Source organism: Neobacillus bataviensis (genome assembly GCF_019969725.1).
Genome location: NZ_JAHXYW010000001.1, coordinates 327,325 through 347,535, shown reverse-complemented (window position 1 = coordinate 347,535; position 20,211 = coordinate 327,325). Strand labels below are relative to the sequence as shown.

The window sequence follows — 20,211 nt, the reverse complement described above, 5'->3', positions numbered from 1 at the left end:
TACACCGTTAATAGGTTTTATTATCTTTAAGACGCTTACCAGGGATTCTTAAGCTGGGATTCTATAATGGAACTCGGGACACATATATTTGAGAGACCAAATATAAAGGCCCTAGCAGCAGCAACTTATAGTTTTTCTGGTTTTACGAATTTAATCATATTTAATCGAGTAATCAAAGAAAAAATAAGGTATTGGAATTTTATTATTATCTTATTTTTGGGGATTTTTAATTTATTTACCACGTTTTTTATTCCCATTGGTTTTCACGGTTCAGATGGGGCACAGGAATATCTCTATCCGTGAATTTCTACTTCAGATTCTCTCCGATTAGTTTATAGTCCAATTGACGTGTCTTATACATCTTTTTAATGTTTTATATGAGTATTTCACTCATGAGTATTTCCATTCACTGGCATGTAGCCTTTGAATTATTGAAGGGCATCTTTAAGGGAAAAGAAAACAAAAAGATAAATTGGATGATTTTGGCTGCCTTTTCTTGCAGTGCATTTGCAGGTGTCATTTTTCTAAATACGGTTCTCTTAAATAAAATAACTGCTTATTGGTTGATCCTTCTTCTTGGTGCTGAAGTGATGACCGTCTCTATCTTTTTCCTTTGGGCTAGGAGGCGGACAGCATGAAAACTCTTGTTAAGTGGAGATTTATCATAATCACGTTAACAGCAGTCTTAATGTTAAATGGCTGTGGCTTTAAAGACATCGATAAACGTTTGTTTGTTGTCAGTATCGGGGTTGATAAAACAAAGAACAGTTCGAAAAAATATCTGGTCAGCCTTAAATTTGCGATACCGGGGGGTAAGAATAAGGCAAATGATTTTATCATTGTTACTGAAAAAGCTGATTCCATGGCAGAAGCCGTAAGGGCGATTAAAACAAAAGTTGATAAAGAAATTGATTTTAGTCATGCCAAAGTAGTGGTGTTCAGCGAAGAAATGGTTAAATTAACCGATAACGCAGGGGTTTATTATTGGTTAGCAAGAAGAAGAGATATCCAAGAAATTGCATGGGTGGCAATCGGTAAACCAACAGCGATGGAAGTCCTAAAGGTAAAGCCTAAATCAGAACAGCTCCCATCCAATACTTTATTTCTTTCTCTAGGAAAAGAAGGGTCAGAAACACCCTATATCATTTCATAGTTTTATTTTGATATGAAAAAAAGATTAATTGAAAGAGGATTAGACCCCTTTCTTCCAATCATTGAAGCGAAAAAAGATATACTAGAAATTAACTCAGTAGGGCTTTTTAATAAAAGTGGATTGACTCTTAGTTTAGCCCAAGAAGAGACGAAAATCCTTAATCACATAATGAATCGGGAAAATAAAAGTGCATTATGGGTAAAAACAGGAAATAAGAAATTTATCGTGAACACGTCCAAAATAAAAACAAAATATAAAATTCTTACACCAAAAGGAAAACAGCCATACATTAATTTGAGTGTGAAGGTAAAAGGGAATATTGAGGAAACGACCGTAAAAATAACGAATGAACATTTATCCCAATATGAAAAAGCTGCAGAAAGGCAATTAAAAAAGCAAATTAAAGAGGTACTGGTGAAAATTCAAAAAGCAAATGTAGACCCGATTGGTTTTGGCTTACGTTATCGCTCCCGCCATTTTAATAAGAATGATTGGGAAGAATGGCAGCGAATTTATCCTCAACTTGCCTTTAAGGTAGATACGAAAGTAAAAATCAGTGATACGGGATTAATTGAATGAAAAAAATGGGCATTCCTAAAATTGGAATGCCCATTATTAATTTAAACTAAAGAGGAAGATTCTTTATTCCTCATTGCTTGTGGGATATAGACACAGAATGGTTCACTCTCTAAATAGTCTCCAGTTACCGCATACGTTCTTGAGCGGGAACCACCGCAAATTTTGTTGTATTCACAGACACCGCATTTGCCCTTATAGTTGTCAGGCTGGCGAAGCTCCTTGAATACTTTCGATTCCCGGTAAATTTCTGCAAGTGGAGTATCACGAACATTTCCGCCGACAATCGGCAATAAACCGCTTGGCATGACATCGCCAATATGAGACACGAACACAAAGCCGTTTCCATCGTTTACACCTTTTGGCGCACGCTTTAAGCCATCGTGCATCGAGGCGAAATCAGTTGTAATCGTATCTTCGTATTTAATTTCGCCTTTTTCGATTAAATGGTCCCGCTGTTTTTGCTGCAATACCACCCGGCGGTAATGCTGTGCTGCGGTGGTCTTAATATCATATGGAGCGGTTTTGCTTAATTCGTATAGCCAGCGAAAAACTTTTTCATGCTCTGCAGGTGAAATACATGCGTCTAATTGACCGCGGCCAGTTGGAACAAGCAGGAAGATGTACCACATTACTGCCTTTAATTCACAAACTAACTTGGCCATATCTTCGAGATGATCATAGTTGTATCGAGAGATAACCGTATTAATTTGCAGCGGCATATCTAATTCATTTAAGTATTTTATTTTTTCAAGCGTAAGTTCAAATGAACCTGGTGTTCCTCGGAAGTGATCGTGAATTTCCGGAGTTGGTCCATCAAGGCTGATGCCCCAGCGTGAAAGGCCTACTGCTTTTGCCTTTTTCATTTTTTCAATAGTTACATTTGGCGTCGCACTAGGTGTCATTGAAACACGCATACCTTTTTTTATGGCATAATCAGCGAGTTCAAATAAGTCTTCTCTCATCATGCAGTCTCCGCCTGTGAACACAAGCATTGGATTATCCATATCGTAAATTTGGTCAATGAGATTGATTCCTTCCGAGTGGGATAATTCCCACGGGTCAGGGGTAACCTGCGCATCAGCGCGACAGTGAACGCATTTTAGCTGACAAGCTCTTGTTACTTCCCAAATCACGATAAATGGGTTTTGATCATAATCAATTGTCTTACCCATTCCATGTTGATGTCCTTTGAGCTTTGGATGGCCTTTACTAATTCCTTGCATTTTCATCACCAGATTCATTATTATTTTTTAAAACATTTAAATTGTTTCTATAGGTTCATTATAATTTTATCGCCGGTGTGTGCATGGGAGGTTTGTTACAAAATTTCTACATTGTTTTCTAGGAAAATAGTAAAAAATCTAGTCCGTAAAATATTACAAATATGTTACATAAGCTTAACCTGTTTTTGAAAAAAGTAGTTCTAGCCTTTACAGTGCCTAGAAAGGCAATATTTCTTTCGTGTAATAATAAGTGCATTCATTACCAATTTAGGGATGAACTGTATTGAAAACCATATCTTTGCCATATTAACCAGGCATCTATCTCCTTTATGATGTATGTACCAATATATTAAAAGGAGTCGCGCCTCTATGAAAAAACATCTACTGACCGTTGCGGCCGCTGCCGGCATCTTGTTTACTTCTTTTGGAGGGTCTGTATACGCACATGAAAATATCTATACGGTCAAATCAGGGGACACCCTATGGAAAATTTCGCAAGCGAACGGTGTGTCAGTTGCTGATTTAAGGGCATGGAATCAGCTTACTAGCGATAATATCTTTGTAAATCAAAAACTATCATTATTAGCTCCGCATACCCACGAAACAACATATACAGTTCAAAAAGGGGATTCCCTTTGGGGAATCGCAGCCCGAAATAATCTCTCGGTAACACAGCTTAAATCTATCAATAACTTAACATCAGATACGATTTATGTGGGCCAAGTATTGAAGGTTACAGCGAATTTGCAATCACCAATTCCGGCACCAACGGTTTCAAAGGCGCAAATGGTAATGGATGAAGCTAAGAAATATATCGGAACCCCGTATTTATGGGGAGGAAATACTCCGGCTGGCTTTGATTGCAGCGGGTTTACAAGTTATGTCTTAAATAAAGTTGGCATAACAATTCCACGTACAGCTGCAACCCAGTGGTCTGGTTTAAAGGTGATCAGCACCCCAAATCCTGGTGATTTAGTATTTTTTGAAACGTATGCACCGGGGCCAACACATGTTGGAATTTATTTAGGCGATAATAAATTTATTCAAGCGGGATCACACGGTGTTGCAATAGCCGATATGACAAATACCTACTGGAAACCAAAGTACCTTGGTGCAAGAACCCCGTATTAATAAAATATTAAAAAGACCTTTTATCCAAAACGATAAAAGGTTTTTTTATGTTGATAGGAGCGGAAATCAACTGAGTCTTATTTTCAAGAAAATTCGAAAATTAATAGTTTATGAAATAGGGTTTTAGCTTTATACTAAATAGGTATCTCTTTTTTAAGCTGCAAGTTTGTCGGGAGGATTTTATGTTTAATTCCACACATTTAAAGGAAGTATTTTATCAATCAAGGATTCCTCAATTAATTGGCCGGATTGATTTTACGAATATGCAATATAATCCTGCTTTCTGTGATTTTCTTGGGTTTACAATGGACGAATTAGCGGCATTATCTATTGAGGAAGTTTCACATAAAGAGGATCTTGCCAATGATGTCCATTTGTTTCGAGAGATTTTAAGTGGACGAAGAAATGAGTATGAAATTGAAAAAAGGTATATACACAAGACTGGTGAAATTAAGACCGGCATTTTAAATGTTTCCAAAATTAAAGCCCAAGGAACTGAGGAAGAGTATATTCTCGCACAAATTATTGATATAACAGAAAAAAAGCATATGGAAACGGTTTTAAGGGAAAGTGAACAAAAATACAGACTGCTGGCTGAGCATTCATCAGATGTCATCGCGCTGCATCAAGTGGATTTTTCCTACCAATATATATCACCCTCAGTAAAGGCGGTTCTGGGCTACGAACCAGAGGAATTGCTTGGAAAAAATCCAGAGGAATTCATTCATCCGGATGATATTGAGGCAATGTTAATACAGCATAGCCTTATAGGACCGGAAAATACTTCTATGTTAGTTACTTTCCGCTGTAAAAAGAAAGACGGAAACTTTATTTGGTTAGAGTCAACCATAAAGGCTTTAATAGATCCTCTTACTGGTGAAGTGAAGGAAATTGTTACAGTATCACGGGATATCCAGCACCGGATTGAAACAGGTGAACGCTTGCGAAAATCCGAAAAGCTGGCTGTTGTCGGCCAAATGGCTGCAGCAGTAGCCCACGAAATTCGAAATCCTCTAACTCCCATTAAAGGATTCATGCAGATATTAAACGCAGAAAAAGAAATTAATCCAGTTTACTTAGGTATTGTGTTGGATGAATTACAGCGCCTCGAAGTAATCATTTCTGAATTTTTAACGATGGCAAAGCCACATGCAGAAAAAACCAGTCTTGTTCAAATAAATAGTCTTGTTGGACAGGTGGTTCAATTATTACAAACGCAAGCTTTAATGAAAAATCATGAGATCGATTTTATCTCCAATAAATCAGTGCCTTCGATTATTGGTGATCCGAATTCATTAAAGCAAGTTTTCATGAACGTCATTCAAAATGCCCTAGATGCATTGTCCGAAAAGGGCCGGATTGATGTTTCTATTTGTGTGGATGAATTAGCTGTTATTATTAAAATTAAGGATAACGGCTGCGGTATACCTGAAGAAAGGCTGTTAAAGCTAGGTGAACCATTTTATTCAACTAAGGAAAAAGGAACGGGTCTCGGTTTAATGATCAGCTACCGAATTATTGAAAGCCATCATGGAAAAATAAAAGTTGAGAGTGAAGAGGGACGAGGGACCATCGTAACCATTTGGCTTCCTATTCATCAAAAAAATAATTCAAATTAATTGAAGTATAGAGGAGATAAAATGTTAAAGCGATTCGTAAGTTTAACGATATTACTGTTGATCATTGCGATTGGATTATTTCAGAAGGATGAATTATTACAATTAATAAAAGCAGGCGGCTCTGTCTCACTCCTGATCAGTATGCTTCTCGTAGCTATTTGTGTGTTTTTTCCAGTCATTCCCTTTCCTGTATTAGCAGGAATCATAGGCGGTGTCTTTGGAACAGTCCAGGGGGTGTTTGTTTCATTAACAGGTGCCATGATTGGGACTATGGGATTTTTCTTTTTAAGCAGGTATGGATTTCGGGATTTCGCGCAGGCAAAACTAGCTAAGCATACAAAAGTCAAAGAATACGAGGATTTTCTTAACACAAACTCCTTCGTAGCAATCCTCTCATGCCGCTTAGTTCCAATCATTCCTGCACCGATAGTTAATATTATTTGTGGATTAAGTCATGTTAAATGGCCAATCTTTTTTATTGCGTCCACAATTGGAAAGCTTCCAAATATTTTAATCTTGTCTTTTGCAGGAGCCTTATTTAAAAGCAGTAAGCTTTATTCCTTTGGCTTATATGGAATCTATATACTCATTATTTTCCTCATCAATTTTGTCATCGTTTATCGAAAAACAGCCAAAAAATCTCTAGATTAAATGACATTTTGTATATTTACATCATTCTGGTTCTCAACCTGGATAATGTTGGAAAAAAAGCTTTTTAATATAAGCCATTTGGCGGGATAGCTGTAAATAAAATCCTCCAAAACTAGAGTGGAATAGTAGATCAAGCAATCAAATGCTTGATTTTCTTTCTTTAAATCATATAAAAGGGCATGTGGAATAGTGTAATAATCATATATTTGATAGGGATTAAGTGTAACAATCTCTATCTTCTTCTGCTGTATATAATTTTTAATCGACTGTTCCTGATGTCTTTTGCTCTCATCCATTGATAATCCATTTATACTTATTCGGTCATTGATAAAATATATACCCTTCAATCCTAACACCTTCTTATTAACGTGATTGGTATTGTTATTGACAGGGTTCGAAAGAAGTATACATAAAGATTGTCCTCAAAAAAATATACCCGGCCATAGGCCGGGTACCAAACAAAATCTATATAAAGGGGGGCGGAGGTTAAGGTTCTCTTGTGAACCTATTTATATCTTAATCGATAAATATGAACAAACTATGAAAGAAAGTTTAATAGTTTAAGAAAGGTGAGCAGGTTGAAAGATTTCCATTGTTGTGCTACGTGCAAACACTTTATAGCCGAGAAGAAACCTGAAGGAATGCGCTATTTCTGCAGCCGTTTAGGCTATGAAACTAAAACAAACTATAAATTTAACTGCTGGAGTCCGAAAGAAAATATTAAAAAATTAATGAATACAAAAGGAAATTAATAAAGTTTTCATCAAAGGGAATAACTAACTTTGAAATTTAGTGAATATTGGAGTTAGAATTGGATGAAAAATAATCAGCAGTTAAAAAAACAAATGGAAAATAAAACGCATTTAATTTGGAAAATGGCACTTGCTTCGGCATTATCTTGGGAAATTGCTAAGCTTGCTGGCTCAAATCATCCTTATTTAGCACCAATTTCTGTCATCCTCTGTTTACAAACAACAGTCAATCAATCGATTCGATTTTCGTATCACAGAATGGTAGGAACTGTTATCGGAATAGCAATTACTGTTATTTTATCGCCTTATTTAGAAGTAAACGGCTGGACTCTCGGGAGCCTAATCCTAATTGGTTGTTTTATCGCAAAATGGTTGAAAAGAGATGAAACAGCAATTCACCAAGTTGCCTTAACCATATTATTGGTCTTTGTGTTAGGCCATAAATCAGGCGATTATCCAATCGACCGTTTTCGTGATACTTTAATTGGAGCCATTGTGGCTGTTATTATCCATATGCTAATTTTCCCACCCAATTTTACAAAGCAGGCCTCACACAGACTTCATCATTTTTCGGGACAATTAACAATTGTCTTTATAAGGGTATCTAAATGGATTCAGTCAGGTCTAGATAAGGAGACAGGGTATGAGTTGCAATTAGGGGTCAAACAATTACTGCAGGATCTTCACCAGCTTAAAAATTTGTTAAAAGATGCAACAGAAAGTCAAATCTATAATCCATTTGCAAAAAAAAGTGTAAAAGAACTGCAGAAATTTCATCAAAAGATTTATTTTTTAACTCAAGGATATTCTTATATCTCTGCCGTCATTGATACATTAATGGGCTGGTCAGCGGCGGGTACCATTACGTCCAATCAACAATTAATGTGGTCAGAGCAATTGAAGGTTTTGGAACCTTTTTTTCAGGCAAATAAAAACCCGGTGGATATAAGCCCGCCAGGTCAAGTTTTAAAAGTAACGATCTCTAAGGAATTAGAAAAACATCAATTTCATGTTACTTTATACCACGAAACAACCTCTTTGTTAAAAAGGTTGAACGAATTGCCTCGAAATATAAGCTAATACAGCGGACGTACAATGTATGGCCGCATCATTTCGTAATCCTCATGCTCGAGCATGTGACAATGCCAGACATATTGCCCAGTATAGGGGAAGAAAGGAATGATGACTCTTGTAATTTGACCAGGTGGACATCTTACCGTGTCCTTCCAGCCCCGTTCAGTAGGATCTGCGGAGACTGGCGGGCCTGTGAAATTAATTTGGTTTGTCGATTTAAAATATTCCACATCAAACGGGCGGCGGTCGATAATTTGAAATTGAACGAGATGGACGTGTATTGGATGGTCATCGCCATTAGTATTAACGAAATTCCAGACTTCAGTTGAACCGACAATGGGATTTTCGGTAACTGGATCATCCCATTTCTTCTTATCAAGCAGCAAAAGCGGTCTTCCATATTGATCCTTTTCCTCACTTAATTCTAAAAATCGATATTTCCATACAGTCTGTTCCGGCAACCTGCCAATCAAGTCTAAATGGGGCGGAATCACAGTGGTATCAATCGTGGACAAGGTTTTATTTACTCGAAACTGCATAACTACTCCGGTTGTTTCTGGGTCGACCGGGTCCCCAATGGGGAAATGAGTAGGTGCATCATTTTTCAACGTAACAAGCTTACCCTCTAAGTTTGTAAAGTCTATTATGACATCGACTCTTTCCGCTGGTGCAAGTAATAATCTTTTCACTCCAATCGGCTGCTCCAAAAATCCACTATCTGTGCCAATTTGGTAAAACAATTGCTTTGAATCCAAGGATAGTCCGAAGAAACGGGAATTTGCCCCATTTAACAACCGAAAGCGATATTTTCTTGGTTCAACCTCTAAATAAGGCCAAACCTTCCCATTAACAAGAATTGTTTCTCCAAAAAATGACGATATTATCGATGGAACGATTCCAGAATAATTTTTGTCAGGCTGTTCCGGATATAATAACGATCCATCCTCATGGAACGATCGATCCTGGAGAAGCAGCGGTATTTCATAGGGTCTGCTTGGAAAGTTCAGCGAACGTTCCTTCTCATCCCTAATAAGATAAAATCCAGCCAGCCCAGCATAGATATTTAATCGGGTAATCCCGATTGCATGGTCATGATACCAAAGGGCACGAGCGCTTTGCTGATTGAAGTACTGATAAATTTGTTTTTGAAAAAAGGCTCCTTTAATTTTATAGTCTTTGGTAAACCAGGCATCGGGGTAGCCATCACTCGCTGGTTCTGTCCTGCCCCCATGAAGATGGACGACAGTTCGAACATCTGGTATTTCTTTTTCCGCTCCATGAACGGTGTGATCAATTGGAAAAAGATGTCTCGCTGGCAGATCGTTCGCCCATTTGAAAAATACTTTTTCTCCTTTTTCAACCTCAATTGTGGGACCTGGATAAATTCCCTCATATCCCCAAATCGTTGTTTTAGGCAAATCACGATGCAACGATTGTTTGGTTTCCCTCATGCCCACTTCATAATACGTGTATTCCTTAGATTTCCACTTTGGTTTTAAAACAGGGGGGATAGGTAAAGGATCTGTAAATTTCGTTAATTTCATGAAAACCTCCCCTTTTTCTTGATGTTACTAATTTCTATGAATGATTCGAATGAAAAATTAACCATTCTAGGAATAGCTACCACCTTAATATAAATAAATTAGGAATTTACTTGTCTGAAGTGAGGGAGTTTTGATGGAAGATATATTCCTAATTTTGGATGCAATAATGGGCTCTGGGAAAAAGGTACTTGCGACTATCATTCGAGTAAACGGCTCTGCTTATAAAAAAGAAGGAGCTTCCATGCTTTTTTTTGAGGATGGCAGTCAAATTGGTCTATTAAGTGCTGGTTGTTTGGAGACTGATTTAGCTGTAAGGGTACAGGACGTGTTCGAAAAGCAAAGGGCCTTTACTCTCCATTATGACATGAGCGACGAAAAGGATATAGGCTGGGGGCAAGGGTCAGGCTGTAATGGGACAATTGATATTTTACTAGAACCCGTGACCACACAGCTTCAAAAGGATTTGATATTGGTCAGGGAACAATTAGAAAATAATACTCCTGTTACGGTATTAAAAAATTTAGACAATGTGGGAGAGTATGTTTTTCTTACCAAAGAAGGGAGCCCATTTGGTCAATGGTCAGGTGTCATACCCAATGTTGATATCCAGGAAAAATCTGGAGTCACCGATGGATTGCCTATTTACCAGGAAACCTATCAGCCAAAGCCACGATTGATTGTATTCGGAGCAGGACCTGATGCCAGACCATTGGTATCCTTGGCGGCAGAAACTGGATTTTCTGTTATGATTTGTGATTGGCGCAACGAATTCTGTCAAAAAAAATATTTTCCAGGTGCTGACCGTCTTTTACTGGGATTTCCTAGTGAGCTGCTGAAAGAAATTTCGTTTACCCCCTATGATTTTGTGATTATCATGACGCATCATTTTCAGAAAGATCAAGAGATCCTTCTGTCCATACTTAATAAGAATGTTAGATACTTAGGTATTTTGGGACCGAAAGAAAGAACCCAACGGCTGCTTAGAAATGAGGAGTTTCCCAAATGGTTCCATTCTCCCATTGGCCTCGCAATTGGTGCAAGAGGTTCTGTTGAAATCGCTGTTAGTATCGTAGCTGAAATGATTGAAGTGTTAAGAAAGCCGGTTCGTAAAAAGGTGGAGTTATTATGGACAGTTCCAGATTAGTTGGAATATATTTGGCTGCCGGCAAAAGCACTAGAATGGGCAGAAGTAAACTGAATTTACCAATCTATGGAACATGGCTGGGAAGCTTGGCCTTACGGGCTGCGCTGGAGTCAAAGCTGGAGCACACCATAACGGTTACAAGAAAAGGAGATTCACTTAAGTGGTTAGCTCCTTTTTCAAGTAGAGAAGATGTAAGTATTCTAGTTTGTGATGAAGCTGACCGGGGACAGAGTGCTTCCTTAAAGTCAGGAGTAAAGGCTGCAGTAGAACTAGGAGCGGACGGAGTAGTGATACTCCTAGCCGACCAGCCATTTGTGACAAGCGCGATGATCAATCGTTTAGTGGATGAATTCTCTGCTTCTAATGAGTATTCTCATTTAAGTTATTCGCAAAATGGAAATTCTAAACCGCCTGTTCTTCTTGGAAGAAAGCTTTTTCCATCTTTAATGGAATTGGAAGGAGACCAGGGGGCACGCTCCTTAATTCGCGGTGAGAAAGCATTGCAAGGTAAACAAATGGAACTAAATGGCAGCATCTATTTTTTTGATATTGATACCTTTGAGGACTACCAAGCATTACTAGAAATTTGGGCATTAAAAGGGAGGTCTGGAGATTGGAGGTTATAGGCAAAAGTGTCATTCGAAAAGAAGCACTTGATAAGGTGACGGGCAGGGCGAAGTATACAAATGACTATCATTCAGTTTCAATGCTTTCGGGGCATAAGGTTATCAGCCCCTTTGGTCATGCCAAAATTGTCGATATTGACACTGAGGAGGCCTGGAAAGTTCCGGGTGTACATGCAATTCTCGCCGGAAATCACTATCCATTAACAGGGGAAGCGATTCGTGACCGGCCTGTGATTGCGGTTGATAAGGTTCGTTACCACGGGGAAGTTGTTGCACTTGTCGTCGCTGATTCTCCTGAACAAGCCAAAACAGCTGGCGATCTAATAAAGGTCCAATATGAATTACTGCCTGTTGTTAACTCTCCAACACAGGCATTTCAAAAGGATGCTCCGCTTCTCCATGAGCGTTTAGGTGAATACAAAAAGGAAGAAGATTCACATCCGGTGCCTGACACCAACATTGCTACCCATATTAAAATCCGTAAGGGAAATATGGAAAAAGGCTGGTCGGAAAGTGACACTGTAGTAGAAGCAACCTTTTCGTTTGCTCCATCCGACCATGCAGCAATGGAAACAAGGTGCGCCACTGCAGAGATTATGCCGGATGGTAATATTATCATTATGACCTCTTCTCAAGCACCGTTTATGGTTAAAAGGTTAATCTCCGATTACTTTGGCGAGGATCTTGGGAAAATAATTGTTCATACTCCTTTTGTTGGCGGAGCATATGGTGGAAAAGCACCAGTACAGCTTGAGATTCTTGCATATTTAGCTTCGAAAGAGGTCGGTGGCAAGCCTGTAAAAATTTTCAACACACGAGAAGAAGATATTATTACCTCCCCATGCCATATTGGCTTGGATGCGACGGTTAAGTTTGGGGCAAAGCGGGATGGGAAAATCATGGCAACGGAAATTCAGTATTTATGGGATGGCGGTGCCTACTCGGATAAAGCAATCGATGTGACGAGGTCTGGAGCGGTTGATTGTACAGGTCCCTACAATATTGAAAATGTTTGGTGCGACTCATACTGCATGTATACGAATCATCCCTATGCCTCACCCTTCAGAGGTTTCAGTCACTCGGAACTTTCCTTCGTAATTGAAAGAACAATGGATCTGCTTGCGCAAAAATTAAATATGGATCCGCTTGAATTAAGGTATATCAATGCTATTAGACCAGGAAATACCACACCCACAAGGGTAAGATTAAATAAAAGTAACCTTGGGAATTTGCCAAAATGTATCGAAAAGGTCAGGGAAATATTCAATTGGGATGAAGGACCCATAAAAGAAATAAACGAAAGGTTTATAAGGGTTAAAGGAGTTAGCTGCAGCTGGAAGACGTCAACAATTGACACGAATGCTCCTTCAGGCGCCATTATCACCTTTAATAAAGATGGCAGCCTAAATTTGATGACAGGCGTAATTGAAATTGGAACAGGAACCAAAACCGTTCTCGCCCAAATATTGGCTGAACGTTTGAAAATGGATGTTGATAAGATTCATGTTCGAATGGAAGTGGATACACAAACGATGCCAGAGCATTTTAAAACAGTAGCCAGCAGAGGAACCTTTATGTCGGGGAGAGCGGTGCTAAATGCGGCTGACGATGTTATTAATCAATTAAAAGAAGTAGCCTCATGTGCATTAAGGGCTCCCAAAGAAGACCTGGAAGTTGCCGATAGCAGGGTGTTTTTAAGGGATGATCCTGCCATTGGACTCCATTTTAAAGAAGTGGGTTATGGCTATACCTATCCTAACGGAAACGCAATTGGAGGACAAATCATTGGCAGGGGGAAATATATTTTAAGGCATTTAACGCATTTAGATCCCGAAACAGGTGCCGGCAAGCCAGGCCCGGAGTGGTCAGTTGCTGCTTATGGAGTGGAAGTTGAATTTGACCGGCGCGATTACACGTACCGCGTTGTTAAAGCATGTACCGTTGTCGATATTGGGAAGGTCTTGAATGAAAAAGCGGCATTAGGACAGGTCATGGGCGCGATGAGTATGGGTATCGCCTTCGCCGGCCGTGAGACTTTTTATTTCGATGAGCTCGGCAGGGTATTAAATCCACAGCTTCGAACCTATCGGCCGCTTAGATATGGTGAAAATCCTGAATACTTGGTTGGATTTGTTGAAACTCCACAGCTCGATTCACCATATGGAGCCCGGGGAGTGGGAGAGTTCGGGTTAATGGGAATGCCGGGAGCGCTTGGAAATGCCCTGTCAGTTGCAGCAGGGGTATCCCTAAATCATTTGCCTTTGATTCCGGAGTTAATTTGGAAGGCAAAGAAGGGGGCAAAGTAATGCTTCCATTTGACTTTGATTATTATAAGCCTCAAACACTGAAAGAAGCTGTTGATTTATTTCAGTATTTAGACCAACAGGGCAATCAGCCGATGTTTTTTTCTGGTGGAACGGAATTAATTACACTCGGAAGAATCGATTTGGCTTATACTGATGCGGTCATAGACATTAAGGATATTGCTGAGTCTAAGGTAATGAAGGTAAGCGGGGATCATTTAATACTAGGGAGCACGCTTTCTCTGACAAAAATTGAAGAAGCTAACCTTTTCCCATTATTAACGAAGACAGCCAGTGAAATCGCCGATCATACCGCTCGCGTGAAAATAACATTAGGCGGAAATATTTGTGCGCAAATTTTTTACAGAGAGGCTGTTTTACCCTTTTTGCTTGCTGACAGTCAAGTATTAATTATTGGACCTGAGGGTAAAAAGGTGATTCCCATTAATGAAATCTTTCATGAGCAGCTAAGACTGAAAAGAGGCGAATTTTTAGTCCAATTAGCAACCGACAGCCAGTTTATAACAGCACCGTTTATTAGTATAAAACACCGCCAGCAATGGGATACAGGCTACCCCCTGATAACGATTGCGGCTTTGAAAACGGGCCAGGAAATACGTGTTGCCATCAGTGGATTATGTCCATTTCCATTTCGAAGCAAGGAAGTTGAGTCTGTATTAAACAATACAGGACTGTCGCTTGCAGCGAGAGTGGAAGGGGCCCTTGAGGTCGTACCAGATCCAATATTAGATGATGTTGAAGGGTCTGCAGAATATCGTTTATTTGTTTTACAGAATTTGTTTTATGATGTATTGGCGGGGCTTGAGAGGTAAGAGTTTGATAGTTTCGTTGAAGGCAGGTGAGTGAAATTTGAAATTCCATACTATCACATTAAACATTAACGGCAATAATCGAGTTGTCACTGTCAGGTCAGCTGATACCCTTTTATATGCCTTGCGCGGGAAGCTTGGACTCACAGGATCAAAGCCTGGGTGTTTAAATGGTGATTGCGGTGCATGTACGGTGAACCTAGATGGTTGGCCAATGAAATCATGTTTAATGCTGGCCGTGGAAGCAATCGGAAAAAAGGTAACGACCATCGAAGGATTGCAAAATGCACCGATTCAACAGGCATTTGTCGAAAATTTTGCATTTCAATGCGGCTACTGTACACCTGGTTTTATTATGAATTGCCACTCGTTAATTGAGCAGCATCCAGATGCCGATGACGAGACGATAAAGGAATGGCTCGAATCAAATATTTGCCGCTGTACCGGATATGCTGAAATTGAGCGGGCAGTTAAATCAGTGTTAAAAAAGAAATAGGGTGCCCTTGAAGCATCCTATTTCTTTTTCATTTGAAAATACATATCCAATACGCGGCGGCCGATCTTCAGGTTTGCTCTGTTATCCTCTTTACCGGCATAAGCCCATGGAACCAACACTGCCATGGCTACTTCGGGATTTGTACTCGGTGCATAACTGACTAAACTAAGATTCATGACAGGAGGCGGTTCTTTCCCAAAACGACTGCGAAGCGGTCCGTCATAGAAGGCTTCTGCAGTCCCGGTTTTACCTGCTGGAGCATAGGTAACACCGCTGAAAAATTTATAGGCTGTACCGCCCGGCTCCTGCATGACCTTTCTAAAACCTGTTTGTACACGGTTCATCCACATTTTTTTCGCATCAATCGTATTTAGGACCGTTGGATGAATATCTTTTACAACTGCACCAGGTTCATTGGACCCTTCAATCGGTTCGCGAATTTGCTTGACCACATATGGCTGCATTCGGTAGCCGCCATTTGCTATCGTCGAAACATACTGGGCCAATTGCATTGCAGAGTAAGTATCATATTGACCAATAACGAGGTCGAGTAAATATCCAGGGAGTTTGCTTTGACCTTTAACTCCCGTTTGTTCATTCGGTAAATCAATTCCGGTTCTTGTACCAAGACCAAATGATGCAAATGAATTTCTGATAGTATCAAAGGCGGTATTATCAATTTTCAAAGGTTTATCATATTCATAATGTCCGTTACCAATTCTGATGGCTGTATGGAACATATAAACGTTGGAGGATTTTTTTAAGGCATTGATTTCGTTCAGTTTCCCAAGGTAGGTATAAGATTTTTTCAAGGGGGTGGCTTGGATTTTCAGCCCGGCATCGTCAAAAATGGTACCGGGAGAAATGGCCCCTGTTTTATACCCTGTTAAGACGGTGGCTCCCTTCACAGCAGAACCTACATTATAGGTGGTCGTAAATGTTCCCAGAGCATCATCTACCATTTCTACTCTGCCAGTTTCCCTATTTCTTTCTATTTTTTTTCCTGACATGGCCAAGACTTCGCCGTTTCTAGGATCCATTAACACCACATAAGCACGGTCGGTCAGACTGGTTCCAGGAAATTGTTTTGCTGCCCAAAGCTCTTCTTCAATAATTTTATCAACCGACATTTGAAGATCCATATCAATGGTAAGGACAAGGTCATTTCCTTTTTTGCCGTTTGTGATTGTTTTGGTTTCAATCACATTTCCTGTTTTATCGGTTACATTTTTGACTCTTGACTTGTAGCCATGAAGAATATCCTCGTATTGCATTTCCAGTTGGCTTTTCCCAATCCGGTCATTTCGGCTGTAACCCTTTGCTAAATAATAATCCAATCTGTCAGCGGGCAGGCCTTCATCCGACTTTGTTACCTTTCCAAGCACGGATCTTAATGTATTTTCGAACAAGTAGGTCCGGTCCCAATCTGTTGTGGTGTCAACACCAGGAAGGGATTGAAGATTTTCGCTTACGGCCGCAATTTCCTGCTCTGTAACGCTTTCATTTTTAATAATTTGCGGTGTGTATTTATACCCGCTGATAAATTCTCTATAAAGGGCGAGTACTTCCAGGTCCTGATCGATTTCTTTCAATTCCTGAGGAGTTATTCGATCCCGCTTTAACTTATATAAATCCCGATCGGTTAGTTTTTTGGCTTCATATAAATTTTTTTCATTTTTGGTAATTTTGGCTTCGCCGAGCTTTGGATTCTTCAAAATCCAAAAATCCCGTTGATCACGGTCTGTCACCTTATCTGTTTTCTTCTCAATAAGTTTAGCTAGTTTTTCAGCTGTTTCAATCATTTCATTTTGACTGAACCCTTCATTGGTGAAAGTTATGGCGTTTTTTGGAATGTTATCAACAATAACTTTAAAATCCCGGTCATACATTTTTCCTCTTGGGACCGGATTACTAACCGTTATATCCTCTTTTCTTTCTAAATCTCTTTTAAAATTTTCCCCATAGACGATCTGTACAAAGCCAAGTCGTAAAATAAGGATAGAAAATAGAAGAAATACGCTAAAAAACAATATATTTAACCGAAAGGGAAAATGAGATTTTTTCTTTTTTTGCTTTTCCAAAGGTTCGCACATCCTTTACCAGCCAGTAAACATCTTACGATATTATTATTTTACGTTCCATATCAAATTTATGTAAAGTATTTCCTATCTATCTAATAATTAGGGGATAAGAATGCAGGAGTCGACAGAATTTTTTTGAACTGATTTTTTTGTCAACCAAAAGATTTTCTAATTTTTTCCCTTATTAGAATTTTTAATTTATAATGAATTTGAATTGGTAATGTTCATCACCATTCCCATAAAAAACAGAAAATAGGGGGTCTTCTACATATGGAACAGAAAGTAATTGATCCAGTTTTACAGAAGGCATTAGAACAATTTACAGCACTAGATGAAAAAATCACCCATTTTTCAAGTATCATAGGGCTGACTGATTGGGACCAAAAGGTCATGGCGCCGAAAAAAGGCAGAGCGATTTTCGCCAAAGCAACCGGTACTCTTAGAACTGAAGTGTTTAAGCTAATGGTATCAAGTGAAATGGGTGTACTGCTGGATACCTTATCAAAAACGGAGAACGCAAAGGAATTAGACAATAATACGAAAGCAAAGATTCGCGAATACAAAGCATATTATCAAAAATCAAAGAGTATTCCTGCCGATCTTTTTCAGGAATACAGCATCCTAACGGCACAGGCTAATGATGCCTGGGAGGAAGCAAGAGCGAACAATGATTTTGCACGGTTCCTCCCTTACTTGGAAAAAATTGTAGACTATAAACGTAAGTTTGCTGAAATATACGGCTATGAGGAGCATCCATACGATGCTTTATTAGATGAGTTTGAACCAGGTTTAACAGTAAAAAGACTAGATCCATTGTTTGCTAAGTTAAGAGAATCAAGTGTTAAACTCTTAGAGCGTATTAGAGGGAATGGAAAACGGACTATGGCTGAAATTTTTCAGCAGTCATTTGAAATTGAAAAACAGAAAGCCTTTAATCGTTATATCCTGCCAATCATTGGGTTTGATCTTGATGCCGGCCGCCTAGACGAAACTGTACATCCATTTGCTCAAACCGTGAATACAGGGGATGTCCGATTAACGACTCGCTATTTAGAAAAAAATGTCCGCTCAGCCCTGTTCGGTACTATTCATGAAGCCGGCCACGGAATTTACGAGCAGCATGTTAATCCTGAATTTGAAGCATCCATCCTTCAAAGCGGAGCATCGTTTGGCATTCATGAATCGCAATCAAGATTTTTAGAAAATATGGTCGGCCGCAGCAAAGAATTTTGGAAGTTCTTTTTCCCTAAACTGCAGGAGCAATTTCCAGCCCAGCTGAAGAATGTTTCCGTTGATGAATTTTACCGGGCTGTGAATACGGTTGAGCCGTCCTTTATTCGTGTGGAAGCAGATGAATTAACTTATAATCTTCATATTATGCTGCGCTATGAAATTGAAAAAGCGTTGATTGCCGGAGAGATTGAGGCAAAAGACTTGCCTGTAATTTGGAACCAAAAAATGCAGGATTACCTTGGGGTTACTCCAAGTACGGATACACTAGGCGTGCTTCAGGATGTTCACTGGTCCTTTGGCGGTATCGGTTATTTTCCTTCCTATTCTTTAGGCAACCTTTATGCAGCACAAATTCTTCGTACGATTCAAAAAGACCTGCCTGATTTTTATTCCCATATAGAAAATGGCAGATTCGACGAGATTCAAGAATGGTTAAAAGAAAATATCCATCAGTACGGCAAGCTTTACACCCCAAATGAATTAATCGTAAAGGTGACGGGTGAGGAATTAAACGCAGACTACCTTGTCGAGTATCTGGAGAAAAAATATGCTGAGGTATATGGATTTTAATTTATGATTTCACGAACTCTTGTGTTTAAAGAAGTTATATCAACTTATGAGGAACTTCGAAGTCTTATTTTTAAATTGACATCTCGAATAAAATATCATATATTAATAGTAATTAAATATTTCCTTTTTAAAGGGGAGTAGCTGCTACAATAAAGTCGTCATTTCGAGAATTTCATTCTCCGGCTTTATTGGCAACATTTACGTTGTTAGCAAGACCTTTACTTTACTGTAAAGGTCTTTTTGTATGCTTTTTTACATGGCCTTTACTGTATACAGTAAAGGCCTATTTTTATGGCATAAGGAGTATTTTGAAAAAAATCTAACTTTTAGGGAGGAATTTTTCATGGATTTAACTCTTTTACTGGAGTATGGATGGGTATTATTGATTTTGGTTGCATTAGAGGGACTCTTGGCTGCCGACAATGCCTTGGTTTTGGCGATTATGGTAAAGCACTTGCCTGAAGAGAAAAGGAAGAAAGCATTATTTTACGGATTAGCAGGAGCGTTTGTGTTCCGCTTTGCTTCATTATTTGCGATTTCTTTCTTAGTCGATGTGTGGCAGGTTCAAGCAATCGGTGCCCTTTATTTATTGTTTATGGCTGGTAATCATATTTTCCGCAAGGTTTTAAAAAAGAAAGAGAATGAAAAGGATGGTAAGATTCGAAAGGGCGGGGGCTTTTGGAGAACAGTCCTTTTGGTGGAATTAGCGGATATTGCCTTCGCCGTTGATTCGATTCTTGCAGCGGTAGCGATGGCCGTTGTTCTTCCAGATACACCGCTTCCAGCAATAGGCGGACTTGATGGAGGAAAATTCCTGGTTATATTTGCCGGAGGAATTATCGGACTTATCATTATGCGCTTTGCCGCAAATCAGTTTGTGAAGCTATTAGAAAAAAGGCCAGGTCTTGAAATTGCTGCTTTTACAATTGTCGGCTGGGTGGGTGTAAAGCTTGCCGTTTATACACTTTCACATCCAGAGCTTGCTATTTTAAATGAAGATTTTGTCCATTCAACTGCTTGGAAGATTAGCTTTTATGTTGTATTAGCTGGTATTGCAGCAGCAGGATGGTTTTTCTCGAAAAACAAGGAATCCAATCCGCTGAAAAAAGAACCAAAGGTTTCATAATGAGTGAAAGCAATTCCTCTTTGGCGGGGAATTGCTTTTTTACATTTTCTTCTTTTTCTGTTAAGGTGAAAATATA

Annotated in this window: 18 protein-coding genes; 14 read left to right on the top strand and 4 right to left on the bottom strand. The window is 39.2% G+C overall.

Features of this window, described 5'->3' with window-relative positions:
* Positions 1–392 precede the first annotated feature (392 nt).
* The 3 genes from LC455_RS01765 to LC455_RS01755 are packed head-to-tail and all read left to right on the top strand — an operon-like array spanning position 393 to position 1,732.
* Positions 393–638 (top strand): hypothetical protein, encoded by a 246-nt coding sequence (locus tag LC455_RS01765; protein WP_223587846.1) that lies wholly within the window; start codon positions 393–395, stop codon positions 636–638.
* Complete coding sequence (locus tag LC455_RS01760; protein ID WP_223587845.1) at positions 635–1,153, top strand: Ger(x)C family spore germination protein; 519 nt, start codon at positions 635–637, stop codon at positions 1,151–1,153. The genes LC455_RS01765 and LC455_RS01760 overlap by 4 nt, the downstream gene beginning before the upstream one ends.
* Before the next feature lie 12 nt (positions 1,154–1,165).
* Positions 1,166–1,732 (top strand): Ger(x)C family spore germination C-terminal domain-containing protein, encoded by a 567-nt coding sequence (locus LC455_RS01755; RefSeq protein ID WP_223587844.1) that lies wholly within the window; start codon positions 1,166–1,168, stop codon positions 1,730–1,732.
* A gap of 41 nt (positions 1,733–1,773) precedes the next feature.
* On the opposite strand, the gene LC455_RS01750 is transcribed toward LC455_RS01755, so the two are convergent.
* Positions 1,774–2,955, bottom strand: a complete 1,182-nt coding sequence (locus tag LC455_RS01750; protein WP_223587843.1) for a TIGR04053 family radical SAM/SPASM domain-containing protein — start codon at positions 2,953–2,955, stop codon at positions 1,774–1,776.
* A gap of 369 nt (positions 2,956–3,324) precedes the next feature.
* Between LC455_RS01750 and LC455_RS01745 the strand changes: the two genes are divergently transcribed.
* The 3 genes from LC455_RS01745 (at position 3,325) to LC455_RS01735 (ending at position 6,356) form a co-directional block, all read left to right on the top strand.
* Positions 3,325–4,086 (top strand): C40 family peptidase, encoded by a 762-nt coding sequence (locus LC455_RS01745; protein ID WP_223587842.1) that lies wholly within the window; start codon positions 3,325–3,327, stop codon positions 4,084–4,086.
* A gap of 182 nt (positions 4,087–4,268) precedes the next feature.
* On the top strand, positions 4,269–5,705 hold the full coding sequence (locus LC455_RS01740; RefSeq protein WP_223587841.1) for a PAS domain-containing sensor histidine kinase: 1,437 nt from the start codon (positions 4,269–4,271) through the stop codon (positions 5,703–5,705).
* A 21-nt stretch (positions 5,706–5,726) separates the two neighbouring features.
* The gene (locus tag LC455_RS01735; RefSeq protein ID WP_223587840.1) at positions 5,727–6,356 is read left to right on the top strand and encodes a TVP38/TMEM64 family protein; all 630 of its coding nucleotides are present in this window, start codon (positions 5,727–5,729) and stop codon (positions 6,354–6,356) included.
* On the opposite strand, the gene LC455_RS01730 is transcribed toward LC455_RS01735, so the two are convergent.
* On the bottom strand, positions 6,353–6,712 hold the full coding sequence (locus LC455_RS01730) for a hypothetical protein (RefSeq protein WP_223587839.1): 360 nt from the start codon (positions 6,710–6,712) through the stop codon (positions 6,353–6,355). The genes LC455_RS01735 and LC455_RS01730 overlap by 4 nt on opposite strands.
* A gap of 459 nt (positions 6,713–7,171) precedes the next feature.
* Here LC455_RS01730 and LC455_RS01725 point away from each other — a divergent pair, with 459 nt between their 5' ends.
* On the top strand, positions 7,172–8,188 hold the full coding sequence (locus LC455_RS01725; RefSeq protein WP_223587838.1) for an FUSC family protein: 1,017 nt from the start codon (positions 7,172–7,174) through the stop codon (positions 8,186–8,188).
* Here the strand turns inward: LC455_RS01725 and LC455_RS01720 are convergent.
* Positions 8,185–9,726, bottom strand: coding sequence for a multicopper oxidase family protein (locus LC455_RS01720; RefSeq protein WP_223587837.1), 1,542 nt, complete (start codon positions 9,724–9,726; stop codon positions 8,185–8,187). The genes LC455_RS01725 and LC455_RS01720 overlap by 4 nt on opposite strands.
* Before the next feature lie 133 nt (positions 9,727–9,859).
* Between LC455_RS01720 and LC455_RS01715 the strand changes: the two genes are divergently transcribed.
* From LC455_RS01715 to LC455_RS01695, 5 genes are read left to right on the top strand one after another with little or no spacing between them, the layout of a single operon-like run.
* Positions 9,860–10,870, top strand: a complete 1,011-nt coding sequence (locus LC455_RS01715; RefSeq protein WP_223587836.1) for an XdhC family protein — start codon at positions 9,860–9,862, stop codon at positions 10,868–10,870.
* A complete protein-coding gene (locus LC455_RS01710; RefSeq protein ID WP_223587835.1) occupies positions 10,852–11,496 on the top strand; it encodes a nucleotidyltransferase family protein in 645 nt (214 codons plus the stop codon). The genes LC455_RS01715 and LC455_RS01710 overlap by 19 nt, the downstream gene beginning before the upstream one ends.
* Positions 11,484–13,802 carry a xanthine dehydrogenase family protein molybdopterin-binding subunit gene (locus tag LC455_RS01705; RefSeq protein ID WP_223587834.1) on the top strand — a complete coding sequence of 773 codons (2,319 nt, stop codon included), beginning with the start codon at positions 11,484–11,486 and terminating at the stop codon, positions 13,800–13,802. Before LC455_RS01710 ends, LC455_RS01705 begins: the two co-directional genes overlap by 13 nt.
* Positions 13,802–14,632: an FAD binding domain-containing protein gene (locus tag LC455_RS01700; protein ID WP_223587833.1), complete on the top strand. Its 831-nt coding sequence runs from the start codon at positions 13,802–13,804 to the stop codon at positions 14,630–14,632. Before LC455_RS01705 ends, LC455_RS01700 begins: the two co-directional genes overlap by 1 nt.
* Before the next feature lie 37 nt (positions 14,633–14,669).
* On the top strand, positions 14,670–15,125 hold the full coding sequence (locus LC455_RS01695; protein ID WP_223587832.1) for a (2Fe-2S)-binding protein: 456 nt from the start codon (positions 14,670–14,672) through the stop codon (positions 15,123–15,125).
* A 17-nt stretch (positions 15,126–15,142) separates the two neighbouring features.
* On the opposite strand, the gene LC455_RS01690 is transcribed toward LC455_RS01695, so the two are convergent.
* Positions 15,143–17,206: a peptidoglycan D,D-transpeptidase FtsI family protein gene (locus tag LC455_RS01690; RefSeq protein ID WP_223587831.1), complete on the bottom strand. Its 2,064-nt coding sequence runs from the start codon at positions 17,204–17,206 to the stop codon at positions 15,143–15,145.
* 270 nt (positions 17,207–17,476) lie between these two features.
* Between LC455_RS01690 and LC455_RS01685 the strand changes: the two genes are divergently transcribed.
* The gene (locus LC455_RS01685) at positions 17,477–19,009 is read left to right on the top strand and encodes a carboxypeptidase M32 (RefSeq protein ID WP_223587830.1); all 1,533 of its coding nucleotides are present in this window, start codon (positions 17,477–17,479) and stop codon (positions 19,007–19,009) included.
* 343 nt (positions 19,010–19,352) lie between these two features.
* Positions 19,353–20,135, top strand: a complete 783-nt coding sequence (locus LC455_RS01680; protein ID WP_223587829.1) for a TerC family protein — start codon at positions 19,353–19,355, stop codon at positions 20,133–20,135.
* The last annotated feature ends 76 nt before the right edge of the window (positions 20,136–20,211 follow it).